The 17,860-nt window shown below is 68.2% G+C and carries 16 protein-coding genes and 1 pseudogene; 12 read left to right on the forward strand and 5 right to left on the reverse strand.

The window, feature by feature from the left end; all coding sequences use genetic code 11:
• The first annotated feature begins 93 nt into the window (after positions 1–93).
• Complete coding sequence (locus AC1DYI_RS04340; protein ID WP_477202845.1) at positions 94–1,227, forward strand: GGDEF domain-containing protein; 1,134 nt, start codon at positions 94–96, stop codon at positions 1,225–1,227.
• Here the strand turns inward: AC1DYI_RS04340 and AC1DYI_RS04345 are convergent.
• The 3 genes from AC1DYI_RS04345 to AC1DYI_RS04355 all read right to left on the reverse strand — a co-directional run bounded on the left by AC1DYI_RS04345 (position 1,191) and on the right by AC1DYI_RS04355 (position 4,675).
• Positions 1,191–2,132, reverse strand: coding sequence for a sigma-70 family RNA polymerase sigma factor (locus tag AC1DYI_RS04345; RefSeq protein ID WP_477202846.1), 942 nt, complete (start codon positions 2,130–2,132; stop codon positions 1,191–1,193). The genes AC1DYI_RS04340 and AC1DYI_RS04345 overlap by 37 nt on opposite strands.
• Before the next feature lie 133 nt (positions 2,133–2,265).
• A complete protein-coding gene (locus tag AC1DYI_RS04350; RefSeq protein ID WP_477202847.1) occupies positions 2,266–4,101 on the reverse strand; it encodes a GGDEF domain-containing protein in 1,836 nt (611 codons plus the stop codon).
• A gap of 64 nt (positions 4,102–4,165) precedes the next feature.
• Complete coding sequence (locus AC1DYI_RS04355) at positions 4,166–4,675, reverse strand: EF-hand domain-containing protein (protein ID WP_477202848.1); 510 nt, start codon at positions 4,673–4,675, stop codon at positions 4,166–4,168.
• Between the two features lie 156 nt (positions 4,676–4,831).
• Here AC1DYI_RS04355 and AC1DYI_RS04360 point away from each other — a divergent pair, with 156 nt between their 5' ends.
• Together AC1DYI_RS04360 and fusA are read left to right on the forward strand one after the other, a co-directional pair.
• Entirely contained in the window at positions 4,832–6,301 is a 1,470-nt protein-coding gene (locus tag AC1DYI_RS04360; protein WP_477202849.1) for an AMP nucleosidase, read from the forward strand.
• A 267-nt stretch (positions 6,302–6,568) separates the two neighbouring features.
• Positions 6,569–8,683: an elongation factor G gene (gene fusA, locus AC1DYI_RS04365; RefSeq protein WP_477202850.1), complete on the forward strand. Its 2,115-nt coding sequence runs from the start codon at positions 6,569–6,571 to the stop codon at positions 8,681–8,683.
• A gap of 1 nt (position 8,684) precedes the next feature.
• Here fusA and AC1DYI_RS04370 read toward each other — a convergent pair whose 3' ends face one another.
• Positions 8,685–9,284: an SRPBCC family protein gene (locus AC1DYI_RS04370; RefSeq protein ID WP_477202851.1), complete on the reverse strand. Its 600-nt coding sequence runs from the start codon at positions 9,282–9,284 to the stop codon at positions 8,685–8,687.
• 111 nt (positions 9,285–9,395) lie between these two features.
• On the opposite strand from AC1DYI_RS04370, the gene AC1DYI_RS04375 reads away from it, so the two are divergent.
• From AC1DYI_RS04375 to AC1DYI_RS04395, 5 genes are all read left to right on the forward strand, one after another.
• The gene (locus AC1DYI_RS04375) at positions 9,396–10,013 is read left to right on the forward strand and encodes a hypothetical protein (protein WP_477202852.1); all 618 of its coding nucleotides are present in this window, start codon (positions 9,396–9,398) and stop codon (positions 10,011–10,013) included.
• Positions 10,014–10,506: 493 nt separating this feature from the next.
• Positions 10,507–10,689, forward strand: coding sequence for a hypothetical protein (locus AC1DYI_RS04380; protein ID WP_477202853.1), 183 nt, complete (start codon positions 10,507–10,509; stop codon positions 10,687–10,689).
• 56 nt (positions 10,690–10,745) lie between these two features.
• On the forward strand, positions 10,746–10,913 hold the full coding sequence (locus AC1DYI_RS04385; RefSeq protein ID WP_477202854.1) for a hypothetical protein: 168 nt from the start codon (positions 10,746–10,748) through the stop codon (positions 10,911–10,913).
• Positions 10,914–10,970: 57 nt separating this feature from the next.
• Positions 10,971–11,249 (forward strand): hypothetical protein, encoded by a 279-nt coding sequence (locus AC1DYI_RS04390; RefSeq protein ID WP_477202855.1) that lies wholly within the window; start codon positions 10,971–10,973, stop codon positions 11,247–11,249.
• A 141-nt stretch (positions 11,250–11,390) separates the two neighbouring features.
• Positions 11,391–12,242 carry an HDOD domain-containing protein gene (locus tag AC1DYI_RS04395; RefSeq protein WP_477202856.1) on the forward strand — a complete coding sequence of 284 codons (852 nt, stop codon included), beginning with the start codon at positions 11,391–11,393 and terminating at the stop codon, positions 12,240–12,242.
• 494 nt (positions 12,243–12,736) lie between these two features.
• On the opposite strand, the gene AC1DYI_RS04400 is transcribed toward AC1DYI_RS04395, so the two are convergent.
• Entirely contained in the window at positions 12,737–13,657 is a 921-nt protein-coding gene (locus tag AC1DYI_RS04400) for an esterase/lipase family protein (RefSeq protein ID WP_477202857.1), read from the reverse strand.
• 135 nt (positions 13,658–13,792) lie between these two features.
• Here AC1DYI_RS04400 and AC1DYI_RS04405 point away from each other — a divergent pair, with 135 nt between their 5' ends.
• The 4 genes and pseudogenes from AC1DYI_RS04405 to AC1DYI_RS04420 all read left to right on the forward strand — a co-directional run.
• Positions 13,793–14,536 carry a DUF8198 family protein gene (locus tag AC1DYI_RS04405; protein WP_477202858.1) on the forward strand — a complete coding sequence of 248 codons (744 nt, stop codon included), beginning with the start codon at positions 13,793–13,795 and terminating at the stop codon, positions 14,534–14,536.
• A gap of 63 nt (positions 14,537–14,599) precedes the next feature.
• The gene (locus AC1DYI_RS04410; protein WP_477202859.1) at positions 14,600–16,333 is read left to right on the forward strand and encodes a long-chain-fatty-acid--CoA ligase; all 1,734 of its coding nucleotides are present in this window, start codon (positions 14,600–14,602) and stop codon (positions 16,331–16,333) included.
• Positions 16,330–17,280, forward strand: a complete 951-nt coding sequence (locus AC1DYI_RS04415) for an MBL fold metallo-hydrolase (protein WP_477202860.1) — start codon at positions 16,330–16,332, stop codon at positions 17,278–17,280. Before AC1DYI_RS04410 ends, AC1DYI_RS04415 begins: the two co-directional genes overlap by 4 nt.
• Positions 17,281–17,302: 22 nt before the next feature.
• Positions 17,303–17,860 (forward strand): annotated as a pseudogene (locus tag AC1DYI_RS04420) (hypothetical protein); the annotation flags it as partial.

The following is a 17,860-nucleotide window of genomic DNA, read 5'->3' on the forward strand; positions in this document are numbered from 1 at the left end:
GCGCTTTGGGCGGTTGCTCGCGCGACCAACCCGGGTGCAGGCGCCGCAGAATCCGCGACGAAGCTCGGGGGCCGTTCGCCCCGCCGGCCTAACATGCACACCCCGCCCACCCGCCCTGCCCTGAACCGCGAAAGCACGATGCTGCGGGCGCTGCTGTTGTCGGGCTGCGTGGCCATCGCGGCCATCTGGGCGCTGGAGGCCTGGAACGCCGCCCTCTCGGCGGTGGATCGCTGGGCTTACCCGGTGCTGATGGCCACATTGGGCGCCTGCGCTGGCGTGTTGACCTGGTGGCCGCAGCGGGCCGATTGGGCGCGGGTCATCGCCGTCTCTGCCTTCAACACCTATCTCTTGGTGGTGCTGAGCAACGCGCTGTTTTCAACCTCCACCGAGCCCGACCCTTATCAGCTGCTGACCACGCTGTTCTGGCTGCCGATGGGCTACGGCACGGCTTTCGTCTTTCTGAGCCTGCGGGCGGCGCTGGTGTTCTCGGCCGTGCTCTACCTCGCCATCTCCGGTGTGGTCTTGTGGCATCTGGCCATAGGCGACATGCCGCATTGGCCGGCGTACCTGAAACCCATGATGCAGAACCTGGCGGTGGCGCAGGTGATCTACGTCATCGTGCTGCTGGCCATCGCCCGCCTGCGCGCCGACTACTACCGCAGTGAGGCGAAGGTCGAGGTGATGCACCAGGTGGCGTCGACCGACCCGCTGACCGGCCTGCTGAACCGTCGCGCGATGGCCGATCACCTGGCCGCCAACCATGCGTTGGTGCAGCGCGGCGCGCAGCCGATGTCGGTGATCCTGATCGATGTGGACCACTTCAAGCAGATCAACGACCGTGCCGGCCACGCCGCCGGCGACGAGGTCTTGATCGCACTGTCGACCTTGCTGCGAGACCAGCTCCGCGGCTCAGACCGACTGGCGCGCTGGGGTGGTGAAGAGTTTCTGGTGATGGCGCCCGCCACGGGCCTGGGCGCCGCACACGAAGTGGCAGAGCGCATCCGACAAGCCACCGCCGCCGCGCCATGGAGCCATGGCCACGCGATGACGATCAGCCTGGGGGTGGCCGAGTGCCGGCCGCAGGACACAGTGGACAGCCTGATCGGCCGTGCCGACCGGGCGCTGTACGCCGCCAAGGCGGGTGGCCGCGACCGGGTCTGCGACGAACTGCCGAGCGAAGGCGAGGCGCCTCAGCCCCAACGCGTGGTCGGCGTGATCTCGATGTAGTCGTCTTCGCCGTTGCTGGCCGGCGGTTTGTCGCGACCGCGCTGGGTGAGCACTTGCTCCATCATTTCGTCCCAGGCGTCTTGCGGGGTGCGGTGCAGCTGCTCTTCGCGCTGGCGCATCAACTCGGCAAATTCTTCCGATGACTTGTCGGGGTAGCGGTCGGTCGCGCGGTGCGGCACGTTGCCGAAGTGCACCGCGACGCGGCGCACCACCGAGTGGTAGATCTGCGACACGCGCGACGGCGTCACTTTCAGCGACTTGGCCACTTCCAGCGGGGTCAGGCCGACACCCAGGTAGGCGTCGATCACCATGCGCTCGCGCTCAGGCAGGTCGGCAAAGAAACTCTCGAGACGGCGCATCACGATGCCGGTATCGACCMGGGCCTCGACCTCTTCTTGCGGCGTGGCCGGGTGGAAGCGGTGGCTCTGGTCGCCGCCTTCGTCGTTGTCGTCGCCGTCCAGGCTCACCTGGTGGCGCCCCATCTGGTCGGCCTGCATCAGCGAACTGATCTCTTCGGCCGCCAGGCCGGTGGCCGCAGCCAGCTGGGTGTAGTTGGGTTCGGCGCCATGCGTCTGGCGATGGCGCTCGCGGGCGATCTGGATGACCTTGATCTTGCGCCGCTCGCCGCGGCTCAGGTAGTCCATCTGGCGCAGCTCGTCGAGCATCGCGCCCTTGACCCGCATGCGCGCGTAGCGCACGAAGGCTTCCTGGGCTTCCGTCGTGTCGCGGTCGCCTTCCCACTCGAAGCTGACGGCCGCTTGYGCCACCGCGATCAGCCCGACCTGGATCAGGTCGGCCCGCTCGACGTTGGCCGGCAAGTGACGCACCAACGCCTGCGCCTGTTTACGAACCCAGGATTGGTTCTTGGCGATCAGGACCGAAGGGACACCCTGCATCGAGATCATGGTGAGTACATCATAGGCCCGTCAAGCGCCCGCCCAGGCCCACAAAAGTGGGGGGAATTGCGGCCAATGCCCGGCTTGGACCCGGTGGCAAGGGGCGTGCGAGGCTGGTGATGCCCGAACGAGCCCCCTTCCATTACCAGCAGACGCGGTCGCGGCCTTCGGCTTTGGCGCGGTACAGCTGCCGGTCGGCCCGGGCCACCAACTCGGCATCGACCAGCTCATGCCCGGCCGGATCGGCGCCCGCGCCGGCCAGGCCGACGCTGATCGTGACCGACTTCAGGTCGGGGTGCAGGTCGTCCAGCGGCAGCGCAGCCACCCGTTGGCGCAGCTTGTCGCTGACGGCGATGGCCTGCTCGATCGGCGTCTCGACCCAGACCAGCATGAACTCCTCGCCACCGTAGCGGCCAACGACATCGCCGCGCCGGCAGCTGTCACGCAGCAGCCGGGCGACGCGACGCAACACCTCGTCGCCGACCCGGTGCGAGAAACGGTCGTTGATCGACTTGAAGTGGTCGATGTCGATCATCGCCACGGCGATCGCATGGCGATAGCGGCGTGCGCGCTCACATTCATGCGCCCATTGCGCGTCCAGCCAGCGCCGATTGGCCAGGCCGGTCAACCCGTCTTCGCGCGCCAACTGGCGCAGCATGTCGGACTGGCGGGCCAGCTGCGCCAGCAAGGCTTGCTTCTCGCGCTCGCTCTCGCGCGCCGCGTCCAGCGCACTGGCCAACTCGTCCCCGCGCTGGCGTTGGTGTTCGGCGTCGCGGTGCGCCCGCTCCAACTCGGCTCGTCCCAGCAGGCCGCGGATGCGGCGTTGGCTCTCTTGCCCACTGATGCGCTGCTGGCAGGCATGAAAGGCCTGAAAGGCTTGCAACGCCGCCTGGTGGCGCCCCGCCTGCTCGTGCACCTGCGACAGCTGCAAATGCAGCTTGCCGGCCAAATGATCGGCCTGCAGCTGGCAGGCCAGCGCCAACGCGTGCTGCAGCATCTCGATCGCCGGGTCACCATCTCCCTGCAACCAGCGGTTGCGGCCCAACGCCAGCAGCACCTCGGCCTCGACCAGCCGGCTTTCGGTGCGGCGGATCAACCCCAGCGCTTCGAGCAACAGGCGCTCGGCGCGGGCATGGTCGCCGCGCTCCTGGTGGACGAGCGCCAGGCCCAGCAGCGCCTCGCCGGTGTCGCCCAGGTGGCCGCCACGCTGCGCCAACTGCAAGGCCTGCTGCAAATGGTCCAGCGCCTCGGCATGGTGGCCGTTCTGCGCCAGCAGGCGCCCCAGGCTGCACAGTGCCGAGCCTTCGTGCGCGCGGTCGCCGGTCTGGCGGATCAGGGCCAGACCGCGCAGGTGGTACTGCATCGCGTGGGTGGTGTCGCCCAGGTCGGCCAGCACGCCACCGATGTTGGTCAGCGCGTAGGCTTCGGTGCGCCGATCGTCGGTCGCCTCGGCCACCTCCAGGCTCATCAGCAAGTGCTTCAGCGCCTCCGGAAACTGGGCCATGCGGCGGTGCACCAGGCCCATGTTGTTCAGCGCGCCGGCTTCGCCCACACGGTCGCCCAGCGCGCGGCGCAGGCTCATGCTGTGCTGGTACAGCTCTAGTGCGGGTTCGTGGTCGTTGCGCGCGGCGTGCACATTGGCCAGCAGATGCGCCGCTTCAGCCTCGCCCAGCGAGTCACCCAAGGCTTCGAACAGGCTGAGGCACTGGCTCAGTTGGGCCAGGCACTGCTCGGGCTCGACCGCCAATGCGTGCTGGCACAACGCCAGGCGCAACAAGCTGTGAGCAACACCATGTTGGTAGTCGATGCGCAGTGCGCAATCCAGCGCCTCGCGCGCCAACGCCATCGCGGCCTGCGGGTCTGCTTGGCGCAGACCCTGCGCCTGCTCGATCAGCGCATCGACGCGGCCGGGGCTGTCGGCGCCGGTCGATGGCGCACGCGGCGGCTCGGCGGATGGATCGCCGCCGTCGCGTCGCAAGGAGGACTCTTCACCTGCCGTCACAGGGCGACTTTACGGTCGTCCGTGAACGGCGTCGTGCAACTTATTTGCCTTTGGCGGCCTTGGCTTCCTCGAGCGTCACGCGACCATCGTGGTCCATGTCGGCTTCGTCGAACTTGCGAGCCAGCTTCGGGTTGGCTGCCACCTCATCGCGAGTGACCACGCCGTCGCCGTTGCTGTCCATCTTGCCGAATGCGCCGCCCTTGGCGCCACCACGGTGGGTCTTGGCATAAGCCTTCAGCTCGGCCGGCATCACACGGCCGTCGTGGTCGGCGTCGATTTCGTCGAACTTGCCGGACAGCATCGGGGCCGCTGCGGCCTCGTCGCGGCTGATGGCGCCATCGTGGTTGGTGTCGATCTGCGCGAACTTGTCGTGCGGCAAGCGCTGTGGCTTTTCGCCCGGGGCCAAGGCCGGTGCTGGCGCGGCGGGGGGGGCGACCTGCGGCGCAGCCGGGGGAGCCGGGGCGGGTTCGGTGGCCGTCTGGGCATGGCTGCCGAGCGGGACGATCAGGGTCAGGGTGGCGGCCAGCGCGGCCCAGGTATGTCGGTTCAAAGCGTTCTCCTCGAAAGACGAGCGGCGACAACGGCGCCACAACATCATGGCAACGCGTCAGGATGCGGCAGCGGGCGACCACATGGCAGGGCCTTTACGCGAATTTACCCTTTGGCGGCATGCAGAAACGGCCCCGCCGTGGCGGCAGAATGGTGCATGACCGAAGCCCCCTTCACCCCCCGGCAGACCTTCACCGACGCCGACGCCGCCCTGGCCCAAGTGGCCGCCCTGTACCAAAGCCAGGTGCAGCACCTGCGCCAGCACTTGCAGAGCTTCGTCGCCGGCCATGAGCCCGCCGGCCGCGTGCGTGCCTGGTACCCCAGCGTGCGGGTGCAGACCGACACGGTGGCCCGCGCCGACACCCGCCTGAGCTTCGGCTTCGTTGCCGGCCCGGGCGTCTACGAAACCACGCTGACCCGGCCGGAGCTCTTCTCCGACTACTACCGAGAGCAGTTCCGCCTGCTGCTGCGCAACCATGGCGTATCGCTGGACATCGGGCTGGGCACGCAACCGATCCCGGTGCACTTCTCGCTCGCCGAGGCCGACCACCTGGAAGGCACGATGACGCCCGAGCGGCGGATGCGGTTGCGCGACCTGTTCGACCTGCCCGACCTGGCCGCGATGGACGACGGCATCGCCAACGGCACCTACGAGCCGGCCCCGCGCGACCCGCACCCGCTGGCCTTGTTTACCGCGCCGCGCGTCGACTACTCGCTGCACCGGCTGCGCCACTACACCGGCACCGCGCCCGAATACTTCCAGAACTTCGTGCTGTTCACGAACTACCAGTTCTACATCGACGAGTTCATCCGCCTGGGCCACCTGTGGATGGGTGACCCGAACAGCGATTACCTCGCCTTCGTCGAGCCGGGCAACGTGGTGACGCCACGCGTTGGGCTGCCGCAAGCCAACGCCGGTCACCCGCCGCCGCGCCTGCCGCAGATGCCGGCCTACCACCTGGTGCGCGAAGGCCATGGCGGCATCACGATGGTCAACATCGGCGTCGGCCCGGCCAACGCGAAGAACATCACCGACCACGTGGCCGTGCTGCGGCCGCATGCGTGGATCATGCTCGGCCACTGCGCCGGCTTGCGCAACACGCAGCAGCTGGGCGATTACGTGCTGGCCCACGGCTACGTGCGCGAAGACCACGTGCTGGACGAGGAACTGCCGCTGTGGGTGCCGATCCCGCCGCTGGCCGAGGTGCAGCTGGCGCTCGAACACGCGGTCGCCGAAGTCACCCAACTGTCGGGTTATGAGCTGAAGAAGATCATGCGCACCGGCACGGTCGCATCGACCGACAACCGCAACTGGGAGCTGCTGCCGCACCCGGGCCCCGAGCGCCGCTTCAGCCAGAGCCGCGCGATCGCGCTGGACATGGAGTCGGCCACCATCGCGGCCAACGGCTTCCGCTTCCGAGTGCCCTACGGCACCTTGCTGTGCGTGAGCGACAAGCCGCTGCACGGCGAGATCAAGCTGCCGGGCATGGCCAACCACTTCTACCGCGAGCGGGTCGACCAGCATTTGCGCATCGGGGTGAGAGCCCTCGAGTTGCTGCGCGAATCCAGCGTCGGCCAGCTGCACAGCCGGAAGCTGCGTGGCTTTGCCGAGGTGGCGTTCCAGTAACGCGCGCCCGCCACTGCGGCCTGGGCCGCGGTATCGATTTCTAACTCCCGGCTCGACCCGGGCGTTTTTCTTCTCGGTGTTCAGTCGCTTGCGCCCGGCTGCGGGCAGGCGTAGGCTGGAATCACTTGACGGCCCGCCCCAGCTGCGGCGACTTCGTGCCGCGACGGGTGAATGAGGGGCCCCAGGCGGCTGCGTGCCAGCCACCGCCTCGCGAGGGGGTGAGTCACCTCGGAAGCGGCCCTTCGTTGACTCACGAGGAGAGCCACCATGTCAAGCCCAGATCTTCCGGCGGCCGGGGCCACGGCCGCCGGTGTAACGGCCTCTGGCGCCGCGTCGGCGACCCATCCTGCGATCGCCGCCATCCGCACTCTGGCGCTGGTCGGCCCCGCGGCCGCCGGCAAGACATCGCTCGCCGAGGCGATGCTCGTCAAGGCCGGCATGATCGGCGCCCCCGGCAGCCTGGAGCGCGGCAGCACGGTCAGTGACCACGACCCGCTTGAACGACGGCTGCAACACTCGCTGAATTCGTCGGTGATGCACCTGATGCACGCCGACACCCGCATCCACCTGATCGACACCCCGGGGGCGGCCGATTTCGTCGGCCAGTCGATGCCGGCGCTCGAGGCGGTGGAAACCGCGGCGATCGTGATCAACGCGTCCACCGGCATCGAGCCGATGGCGCTGCGGATGATGCAGCACGCGGCCGAGCGCCACCTCGACCGCATCATCATCGTCAACAAGATCGATGCCCCGGGCGTGGACCTGCAAGGCGTGCTGGAGCAGATCCAGGCGACCTTCGGCAAGGAATGCCTGCCGCTGAACCTGCCCTCGGCCGGCGCCGCGCAGGTGGTCGACTGCTTCTACAACCGCGAAGGCTCTGCCGACTTCTCTTCGGTCGAGGCCGCCCACCGCGCACTGGTCGAACAGGTGGTCGAGGTCGACGGCGATTTCGTCGAGCGCTACCTGAACGATGGCGACGTCGACGCCAGCGAGCTGCACGCGCCGCTGGAAGAGGCGCTGCGCCAGGGCCACCTGATCCCGGTCTGTTTCGTCTCCGCCCGCACGGGCGCCGGCGTACGCGAGCTGCTCGATGTGATCACGCGCTTGCTGCCCAATCCGACCGAAGGCAACCCGCCGGACTTTCTGCGCGGCGAAGGCCCCGACGCCGAGCCGATGCACGCCAGCCCCGACCCCACCAAGCACGTCCTCGCGCATGTGTTCAAGGTCACGGTCGACCCGTATGTCGGCAAGATGGGTGTCTTCCGCGTGCACCAGGGCACCGTGACGCCGAACAGCCWGCTGTACGTGGGCGATGGCCGCAAGCCGTTCAAGGTCGGCCACCTGTTCATGCTSCAGGGCAAGGACCAYGTCGAGGTGCAGAAGGCCGTGCCGGGCGACATCTGCGCGGTGGCCAAGGTCGACAGCCTGCATTTCGACGCGGTGCTGCACGATGCGGCCGAGGACGACCACATTCACCTCGCGCCGCTGGCCTTCCCGGTGCCGGTGCACGGGCTGGCGATCGAGCCCAAGCGCCATGGCGACGAGCAGCGCATGTGGGAGATCCTGCAGAAGCTGGTCGACGAAGACCCCTGCCTGAAGGTTGAACACGTCGCCGCCACCAACGAGACCATCGTCAACGGCCTGGGCGACCTGCACCTGCGCATTCTGATGGACCGGCTGCGCGACGTGCACCGGTTCGAGGTCAACACCCGCCCGCCGCGTGTGGCCTACCGCGAGACCATCACCGCCAAGGCAGAAGGCCACCACCGCCACAAGAAGCAGACCGGCGGTGCCGGCCAGTTCGGCGAGGTGTTCCTGCGCGTCGAGCCACTGCCGCGCGGCGCGGGTTTCCAGTTCGCCGACGAGGTCAAGGGCGGGGCGATCCCGAACACCTTCATCCCGGCGGTCGAAAAAGGCGTGCGCGAAGCGCTGGCCGCTGGCGTGATCGCCGGCTACTCGGTGGTGGACATCAAGGTCACCGTGCACGATGGCAAGAGCCACAGCGTCGACAGCAAGGAAATCGCCTTCGTCACGGCCGGCCGCAAGGCGGTGGTGGCAGCGATCCTGGAGGCCCGGCCGATCGTGCTGGAGCCGATCGTCAATGTCGAGATCACGGCGCCCGAGGCCTCGACCGGCGACATCACCGGTGATCTGTCGTCACGCCGTGCCCAGGTGGCCGGCACCGATGCGCAGATGGCCGGGTTGATGCTGGTCAAGGCTCAGGCCCCGCTGGCCGAGCTGATGAGCTACCAGAACCGCCTCAATGCGCTGACCAGCGGCCAGGGCCGCTACACGCTCAGCCTGTCGCACTACGAGGCGGTACCGCCAACTGTGCAGCAGCAGCTGACGAGCCAGCACAAGGTGGCGGCGACGGACGACTGATCTACTTGGTGGGTGCGCTGGCGGCTGCTTCGGCAGCCGCCTTGTCTTTGTAGGCCTTCAGTTGCGCCAGCCAGGGCGCCCAGTCCATCGGGCCGGTCTCGAAGCGCTTACGCAGGTTCTCCAGCACCCGCGGCCAGGCCTTGTCGAAGTAGGCATAGGTCTGGTCCCACTGGCCACCCGTGCCCCAGCCGGTGTGGTGCAACGTGACCCGGGTTTCCTTGTCGCTGACCGGCTCGAAACGCACGATCACAAAGGTGCGCTGCGCCCGCGCCTCGGGCAGGCTGGGCGGCGCGTTCCAGTCGAACGAGATCATCTTCTTCGGCTGCAGCGCCATGTAGCGCATGTCGTCGGCGCCTCGCTCACCCGGCGCAGCGCCCGGGTCCATGAAGATGTGGAAGGCCCCGCCGACGCGGGCGTCGATCTCCGCGCCGGGCGAGAAGAAACTGACGACGCCTTCGCGGGTGGTCCAGGCGGCCCAAGTCTGGTCCAGCGTGGCCGGCACCACCACCTCACGCTCGATCGCGCGTTCGACGGCGCCTGCTGACAAGGGGAGGTTCAACAGGGCGGCCAGACCCATGGCCAGAGGTGAACGAGAGGTCATCGGGAGACAGCTCCGGTTTTGACGGGACCTTGGCATTGGAGCCCGCCCCGCCACTTGCGGACAAGCGGTTTGACCCGATGTACGAGGCAACGCGGCTTTATCATCCGGGCCATGGAGTTTTCCCGCGACGTGGCGGCGATTCGACTCGACAACGCACTGTTGTTGTTCGACGAATTTGTCCGCAGCACCGTCAAGCACCCCGATGCCGCCATCCTGCGCGGCCTTGAACGGCGATTCGCCGAGCGCTTGCAGATTCAACCCAGCTACTGGAGCCAGATCAAGGGCCGCTCGCGGCAAATCGGTGAGCGCCTGGCGCGCCAGTTCGAACAGTGTTGCCACAAGCCCTATGGCTGGATGGACCAGCCGCAGGGCGGCGGCCGTGCCGCGCTCGGCGCCGCGGCGCCCGAGACCAACGGCGATGCGCCACTGCCGCAGGATGACGACGAACGCTTCATCGTCGGCCTGGTGCTGACCTATTACCGACGCCACCCGCAGCGGGCCCGCACGCGGCTGCTCGACCTGTTGGGCGAAGTGTTGATGCCAGTGACGGCGCCCGCCGCACCGATGGCGCCGCCGGCGCCACCCGCACCGGTTGCCCCGCCCACCGTCGTCGCCCCCGGCATATTGCGCCCGGCCAAGCGGGCGCCGGCCACCGTGCCCGCCGACGACATGCACTCGCTCTGGCTGAAGACCCAGAGCGGTGTCGCCCCGCTGAAGAAAAAGCGCTGAGCCATGCTCGGCAAACGCCCACCGCAGCGCGGTGGGCGTCAGCGTGTCCACCACATTGTGGATGCTCAACTGATAAAAAGTGCTTGCGCAAGATAATCAATCGTTTATCATTTGCGCCAGCTCAGGGAGATCGGCGGCCGCCTCGCAGGAGGCGAGCCCAGCCGGCACCCCAAAGCCTTCGCCCCGGCCTCCTCGGCCGGCCCTGCCACCCACCAGGACCTTTTATGCAGCTGAACCCGTGCGCGACCTTCGCCCACCGAGCCGCCTTCCTGTCGGCAGGTGTGGCAGGCGTCGCATCCCTCTCGACCCACCGTCGTCGTCACTTGCGCTGAAGGCCGCCGCCTTCGGCGGCCTCTGAAGACACACGGCCCGGGTTGGTTTTCCACCCGGGCCGTTTGCTTTGGCCTGTGACTCCAGCGGCAGCAGCGCCGCGCATTGCCCGCCACCGGCCGGATGCCGGTGAACGATCGACTGCACAAGAAAGAGAAGACCCATGCACAACCCGATGTTTGTCTCGCAGGTCGCGCAAAGCGCCTGGCACGCCTGGATGCTGTGCCGGCTACTGATGGCCGACCTGCGCGCCGCTCGCCAAGCTCCTCGCGTCGCCGCCGACGCCACCTCGTCCGATGACGCCGTGGCCCTCGCCGGCGGTGACGCGGTCGAGCTGACCGAGTGATCGCCGCCACACCATCTTCGACACCGTTCGATTCCCCCAGTCCCAAGGAGCGTCCCATGAAATTCACCATCGCCACCGCCAAGCCCCGCAACCCGTTGGTCGCTCCGACCCGCATGCGCCAAGCCGGCCGTCACGACAGTGGCGACCAGTCGCAGCGCCAACGAGGTCGCGATGAACTGCGCCGCGAGCTGAAGCTCGTCGACCGCGAACGCCACAGCCCCTGAATCCTGTTCTTGTTCTTCGGCTCTGCCCGATCGGTGGAGCACTCTGGAGTCACCACCATGCACCGCCCGCTCTACGTTCCTCAAGTCGCCCACGGTCCCGCGCCCTGGCGCCCCGTGGTTCCCGCCCACCCCGCGCGCCGCTTGGCCGCACGCCAGTTGCGCCGCGCTGGCGTCTGGCTCGCCTGGTTCGCACGGCAACTCGCCGTGCCCGTGGCTCGCCCGGCCGAACCCGGCCCGCTGCCCGAGGTGGAGTTCTGCGCTGAAGCCGGTGCGCCCGAAGGCGCGTTGTTCGTCAACGGCGAATACGTCGGCCGCCTCGACGTGTCCCGCCTGTGATCGGCGCGCGCTGCGCGCGCCTATCGTCACCTACCGGTCGGCGCCCTGGTTCGCCAGGGTCGCCGGCCGGCTTAACTTTGACGCCGGCAGGCCGATAAAGCCGAAAACCGGGCTGCTTCCTGCAGCCGGACTTCGGCACTCATGAACGCACCTGACGCCTCGCTGTTTCCCCCTCGCCGCACGCCGCTGGACGTGGCCGGCTGGGTGCGCTATTTCCAGCAGGCCGAGATCCCGGTGCTGGCCAGCACCGCCAATGCACTGGAAGACCTGCGCGAGAACGAAGACGCGGTCGACGCGCGCATGCTGGCGGATGCGATTTCGGCCGACCCGCTGATGACGCTGAAGCTGCTGGCCTATACCGCCGGCCTGCAACGCGGCAGCCGGCGCCAGACCGATGTCGAAACCGCGACCGAAGCGCTGGTGCTGATCGGCATCACCCCGTTCTTCCGCGACTTCGGACCGCAGCCGACGATCGAGCAGCACCTGGCCGACCAGCCCGAAGCGCTGCAAGGCCTGCGCGATGTGCTGCAACGCGCCCGCCGCGCCGGCCAGTTCGCACTCGGCTTCGCGGTGCATCGCTCCGACCACGACGCGCCGGTGATCCACGAAGCGGCGCTGCTGCACGACTTTGCCGAGATGCTGCTATGGCTGCACGCGCCGCACCTGGCGCTGGACATCGCCTACCGCCAGAAGGCCGACCCGACCCTGCGCAGCGTGGCAGCACAACGGGCGTTGCTCGGCGTCCCGTTGACCGAGGTTCAGCACGCCTTGATGCTGGCCTGGCGCCTGCCCGAGTTGTTGGTCCGCATCACAGATGACCGCCAGGAAAGCGCGAGCCAGGTCCGCAACGTGACGCTCGCGATTCGGCTGGCGCGACACACCGCGCACGGCTGGACCAACCCCGCTGTGCCCGACGACGTGCGCGACATCGCGCAGCTGTTGAACATGGGCCTGGGGCCCACCGAAGCGCTGCTGCGCGAGATCGACAGCTGAACACCCCCGGGTAATCCCCCAAGGGGGTGATAGTGCCGTGGGCATGCCCACGCGACACTGAATTTCTCGGTCGCAAGATCGCCCACACAAAGAAGCAGGTCGGCATGACACCTGACATGAGTCGTCGTTACGGATTGGCCCTGTTCCTGGCCTTGTCCATCGCAGTGGGCGTGGGCCTGCTGTCGATGCCGGCGTTCGACCCGATGTTTCTGCTTCGCCCATGGCTGGGCGCGTGGGCCGGCGGTGCGCTGCTGGCAGCCGGCGCGCTGGTCGGTGGCCATCTCACCTTGCGCCAACTCGGCCGGTGCATCCACCCAGCCTGGTCTGCCCGGCCTACCCTCGCGTTGCTGTGGCTGGGCTGGGGTCTGGCCCTGTCGATCTGGTTGCTGGGCCTGGCGCATGCGCAGCTGGCCGATGGCCGCGCCTTGCTGTGGCTGGCACTCGTGCCCCTGTGGTTGGCCGCGTCGGGTCTGTGGGGCCGCCCGGCGCGTGGCTCAGGCGCTGTCTCGCGGCCCCTTCCGACCGAGCGCCTGCCACAACGTGGCGAGAGCCTCGGGATGGTGCAGCAGGTCGATGTGCGCCGTGCCGGCGATGTGCAGTTGCCGAGCCCCGGGAAGCAGAGCGTTCGAGGCCGGGAAGACGATGTTGTCGCCATGGCCGTAGATGCAGAGGAACAGTTCGCGGCGTGATGCCGGCTCGGCGGCCTCGAGCCGCTGCAGCCAGTCACTGCCCGGCCGCATCTCGCGGGTGTTGCGCCCGAGTTGCGACAGCACGGCCAGCTGGGTGCCGCGGTGCGGCGTGCCAATCGTGATGACACCACGCACCCGTTCGTCGGCCGAATGCCGAGCTAGCCAGGCACGGATCGCCAGGCCGCCCATGCTGTGCCCCACCAGCAGCGGCTTTTCGCCGGTGCAGCTTTCCACCTCGCGCACGGCCACTTCGATCAGCGCCGGGTAGTCGTCGATCGAGCCGAACACCGGCTCCAGGTTGACGGCCACGAACGGCACCCCTGCGGCACGCAGTTGCGCCAGCCAGGGCGTCCACAGCCCCCGGTTGCAGACAAAGCCATGCACCAGCACGACACCAGCCTGGCCGCGCGCGTTCGTCGGCAGAAAGTCCTGCTCGGCATTCGAGGCAAAAGGCTGGCGCCAACCAAAGACCTGCGGCGCCATGCGCACTTCGCCCCACCAGGCCGTCCACCACTGGCGCCAGCTGGCGGGTGGCGCGCTGTCGTACCGGTTGTGCCAGCGCATCAGCGCAAAACTCACCAGCAGCCAGACCGCATGGCTGGCGAGCACCAGCACGACCCCGATCAAAGAACCGACCGGGTGGCCGGCCCGCCAAGGCAGGATGGCCGCCGCCAGCAAGGCGGCAAACCAGCCGAAGACCAGCAGTTGTTGCAAACGGGCCAGCATGGTCAGCGCGACATCGAGGGCAGCATCATCCGCAGAGTGTCACACCACGGCGACACCTTCCGCAGCACCGGGCTAGAGCACAGCCACTAGGCATCGCGCCAAAACGGCGGGCGGCTGCGATAGGCTCTCAGCATCATGGGCAACAGCAACGGCACCAGCACCACCTTGGCCGCCAGCATCCTGGGCCATCTGCAGCAGGTCGAAACTGAGCGACGGGCGCGCGCCACCGAGCCGGCCTGGTCCGCGCGGGTGCGGGCGTTGAAGGCTTACCAGCGCGAGCGCTTTTCGCGCAGCCATGCCGACCTGCTGGCCCACACACGCTATGGCGCCGCGGCCCGCTTCTTTCTCGACGACCTTTACGGCCCGCAGGACTTCGCCGAGCGCGACGCCCAGTTCGCTCGCATCGTGCCGCCGCTGGTGCGGCTGTTCCCGAGCGAGGTGGTGACCACGGTCGACGCGCTGGCCGAGTTGCACGCCTTGTCCGAATCACTGGACAGCGCGATGGCGCGCCTGCTGCCAAGCGATCAGATCGACGCCGCGGCCTACCGCGAGGCGTGGCAAGCGGTGGGTCGGCCCGCCGACCGCCGGCGCCAGATTGACCTGGTGATGACGCTGGGCTCGCAGCTGGACCGCTACACCCGTAACCGCTTCCTGCGCCACAGCCTGAAGCTGATGCGTGGGCCCGCCCGCGCCGCTGGCTTGGGGTCGCTGCAGACCTTTCTCGAGCGCGGCTTCGATACCTTTGGCGCGATGAACGGCGCGGCCGAGTTCCTGACGCTGATCGAGCAACGCGAACGCGCGCTGATGCAAGCCTTGTTCGACACGGCGCCTGTCACCCCGGCGACAGCCGGGCCCGCGGCGTTGGGACAACTACCGTAGCCGGTTGCCGCAGGCGCCCGCAGCATGAGTCGCCCCCGCTCACACCTGATCCCTGGACACGCCGTGACCGACCTCGCCCTGGCTGACGCCCCATCCGCCACGACCACCCAGCGCCCCTGGCTGGCGCACTACCCGCCCGGCGTGCCGGCGCATATCGACACCTCGCGCTACCCGTCGGTGGTCGCGTTGCTGGAAGAGGCTTGGCGACGCCATGCAGCACGCGATGCGTCGTGCTGCATGGGCAGCCGGCTGCGCTTCCGCGAGGTCGACGAGCTGTCGCACACGCTGGCCGCCTGGCTGCAAGACAAGGGCTTGGCCAAAGGCGACCGGGTCGCCGTGATGATGCCGAACCTGCCGCAGTACATGGTGGCGATCGGGGCCATCTTGCGCGCCGGCTGCGTGGTGGTGAATGTCAACCCGCTCTACACCGCGCGCGAACTGGCGCACCAGTTGAAGGACAGCGGCGCGACCGCCATCGTCGTGCTCGAGAACTTCGCCCACACGCTGGAAGAGGCGATCGAAGGCACGGCCGTGCGCCACGTGGTGCTGGCCTCGATGGGCGACCTGCTGGGCTTCTGGAAGGGCCAGCTGATCAACTTCGCCGTGCGCCATCTGAAGAAGATGGTGCCCGAGTTCCGCCTGCCGCTGGGCGAAGGCCGCACGGTCACGCGCTTCAACATGGCGATCGCCGAGGGCACACGCCTCAGTCAGAAGTCGGTCAGCATCGGGCCAGACGATGTCGCGTTCCTGCAGTACACCGGTGGCACCACCGGCGTGTCGAAAGGGGCGACGCTGCTGCACCGCAATGTCGTGGCCAACATCCTGCAGTCCGAGGCCTGGTTCGGCCCGATGCTCGACAAGCTGGGCGACAAGCCGTTGACGGCTGTTTGTGCGCTGCCGCTGTACCACATCTTCGCGCTGACCATCTGCTACCTGATGGGTGCGCGCCTGGGGATCATGAACCTGCTGGTGCCCAACCCGCGCGACATCCCCGGGCTGATCCGCACGCTCAGCGAACACCGGATCAACATGTTCCCGGCCGTCAACACGCTGCTCAATGCCCTGGCCAACGAGCCTGATTTCGCGCGGCTCGACTTCTCCGAACTGGTCGTGACCAACAGCGGCGGCATGGCGGTGCAGCAGGCCACGGCCGAGAAATGGCTGAAGCTCACCGGCTGCCCGGTGGTCGAAGGCTATGGCCTGTCAGAGACTTCGCCGGTGGCCACCAGCAACCGGCTGGACGTGGCCGAGTTCAGCGGCACGATCGGCATGCCGATCCCGTCGACCGAGATCGCGATCCGCGACGACGATGGGCGCGACCTGCCGCTAGGCACGCCGGGCGAGATCTGCATCCGCGGTCCTCAGGTGATGGCCGGCTACTGGAACCGGCCGGACGAGACCGTGAAGGCGATCAGCCCCGATGGGTTCTTCAAGAGCGGCGACGTCGGCATCATGGACGAGCGTGGCTACGTGCGCATCGTCGACCGCAAGAAGGACATGGTCCTGGTCTCCGGCTTCAACGTCTACCCGACCGAGATCGAGCAGGTCGTCAACCTGCACCCGGGCGTGCTCGAGTGCGCGGCGATCGGCATCCCCGATGCGCGCTCGGGCGAGGCAGTCAAACTCTTCGTCGTAAAGAAGGACGCGACGCTGTCCGAAGAGGACGTGGCCGCCTGGTGCCGCGACAACTTCACCGCCTACAAGCGACCCAAGGTGATCGAGTTCCGCGACGAGCTGCCCAAGTCGCCGGTCGGCAAGGTGCTGCGCCGCGAGCTGCGCTCCGGCGCCGGCGGATGAGCGACGCGCACGCCGGCACGCTGAACACGCTTGGCGCGCAGGTGTTGCAGCGCGACTGGCTGTCGGCCAACAACATCGTCTTCGCCGCGGCTGGCGTGGAATCGCCCGCCACGGTGGTGGACACCGGCTACGCGCGCCATGCTGAGATGACGATCACGTTGGTCGAGCGGGCGCTGGACGGCGCAGCGCTGGAACGCATCGTCAACACCCATCTGCACTCAGACCATTGCGGCGGCAACCGCGCGCTGCAGGCACGACACGCGGTCAAGACCTATGTGCCAGCGCCCTCGCTGGAAGTGGTGCAAGCCTGGGACGAGGCCCGCCTGAGCTACCGCGCCACCGGCCAGCTGTGCGAGCGCTTCGACGTGGACGGCGCAATCTCACCGGGCGGCACACTGCGCTTGGGGCCGGCGCAATGGCAAGTACACGCCGCGCCGGGCCATGATCCCGAAGCCGTGCTGCTGTTCGAGCCGCAAACCCGCACCTTGATTTCGGGCGACGCGCTGTGGGAAGACCGGCTGGCGATCATCTTCCCGGAGTTGTTCGGCGAAGACGGTTTCGGCCCGACGCGGCGCACGCTGGACCTGATCGAATCATTGGCGCCGCGCTGCGTGATCCCCGGCCATGGCGCGATGTTCGACGACGTGCCAGCCGCGCTGGCCAGCAGCCGACGGCGACTGCAAGGCTTCGAGAAGGATCCGGCGCGCCATGCGCAGCACGCCGCCCGTGCGCTGGTGATGTTTCACATGATGGAGCACCAGTCGCGCGTGCGTACCGAGTTCGAAGCCTGGTTGCTGCAGACCCCGATCTTCGACCTGAGTGCGCGCGTCTGCCACATCACACTGTCGCCCGCGCGCTGGGCCCAGGAGCTGGTCAAAAAGCTGATCGGCGACGGGCTGCTGCGCTGCGAAGACGGCATGTTGCGGCTGGCACCGCCAGTCGCCTGAAGCCCCACGCGACAATCGGCGCATGCCATTGCACCGGYGCGTGTTCTTCATTGCAGGCTTCGACCCGAAGAGCCCACGCTTCTATCACCACCTGTACCGCAGCCTTGCCGCCCATCGCCCGCCCGGGGCTGAGGGCGCTGACGGCCCGCCCGTGCAAGTCAGCGCCCGTCGCCGGCTGAACGACTGGGCCGACGAATGGGATGTGCACTGGCCGCCCAAAGACGGTGGCGAAGAGCTGCACACCCGCTACACCTTGCTGCGCTGGGACGACATCGTGCGCGCGCACTGGGCACGCAGCGCCGGCACCGTGCTGCGCGACCACTGGAACTTCTATGTCGATGGCAGCCGCCAGAATTTCTTCAGCCGCGCCTGGCGCGCGTCCCGCCTGAACTGGTTCTTCATCGTCTTTCCGCTCGCCGTGGCGTTGGTGATGGCGCTGCTGTGGGGCCTGCTGGCCATCGGCGCAGTGGCGATGTTGCCGGCGACATCGCGCCCTTGGGGGGCGTTGGTCGTTGGCATAGCCGGCTGCGTCGGTGCGTGGTGGAGCTGGCGGCGGCTGTCGCACCGCCTGGGCAGCGAC

The sequence above is a fragment of the Ideonella sp. P3_A4 genome (genome assembly GCF_056403075.1).

Bases quoted from the DNA above. Each gene is read 5' to 3' on its own strand.
- AC1DYI_RS04340 (WP_477202845.1), top strand. From the start codon at position 94: ATGCACACCCCGCCCACCCGCCCTGCCCTGAACCGCGAAAGCACGATG.
- AC1DYI_RS04360 (WP_477202849.1), top strand. From the start codon at position 4,832: ATGACCGAAGCCCCCTTCACCCCCCGGCAGACCTTCACCGACGCCGAC.
- AC1DYI_RS04370 (WP_477202851.1), bottom strand. From the start codon at position 9,284: ATGACCTCTCGTTCACCTCTGGCCATGGGTCTGGCCGCCCTGTTGAAC.
- AC1DYI_RS04375 (WP_477202852.1), top strand. From the start codon at position 9,396: ATGGAGTTTTCCCGCGACGTGGCGGCGATTCGACTCGACAACGCACTG.
- AC1DYI_RS04380 (WP_477202853.1), top strand. From the start codon at position 10,507: ATGCACAACCCGATGTTTGTCTCGCAGGTCGCGCAAAGCGCCTGGCAC.
- AC1DYI_RS04385 (WP_477202854.1), top strand. From the start codon at position 10,746: ATGAAATTCACCATCGCCACCGCCAAGCCCCGCAACCCGTTGGTCGCT.
- AC1DYI_RS04390 (WP_477202855.1), top strand. From the start codon at position 10,971: ATGCACCGCCCGCTCTACGTTCCTCAAGTCGCCCACGGTCCCGCGCCC.
- AC1DYI_RS04395 (WP_477202856.1), top strand. From the start codon at position 11,391: ATGAACGCACCTGACGCCTCGCTGTTTCCCCCTCGCCGCACGCCGCTG.
- AC1DYI_RS04400 (WP_477202857.1), bottom strand. From the start codon at position 13,657: ATGCTGGCCCGTTTGCAACAACTGCTGGTCTTCGGCTGGTTTGCCGCC.
- AC1DYI_RS04405 (WP_477202858.1), top strand. From the start codon at position 13,793: ATGGGCAACAGCAACGGCACCAGCACCACCTTGGCCGCCAGCATCCTG.
- AC1DYI_RS04415 (WP_477202860.1), top strand. From the start codon at position 16,330: ATGAGCGACGCGCACGCCGGCACGCTGAACACGCTTGGCGCGCAGGTG.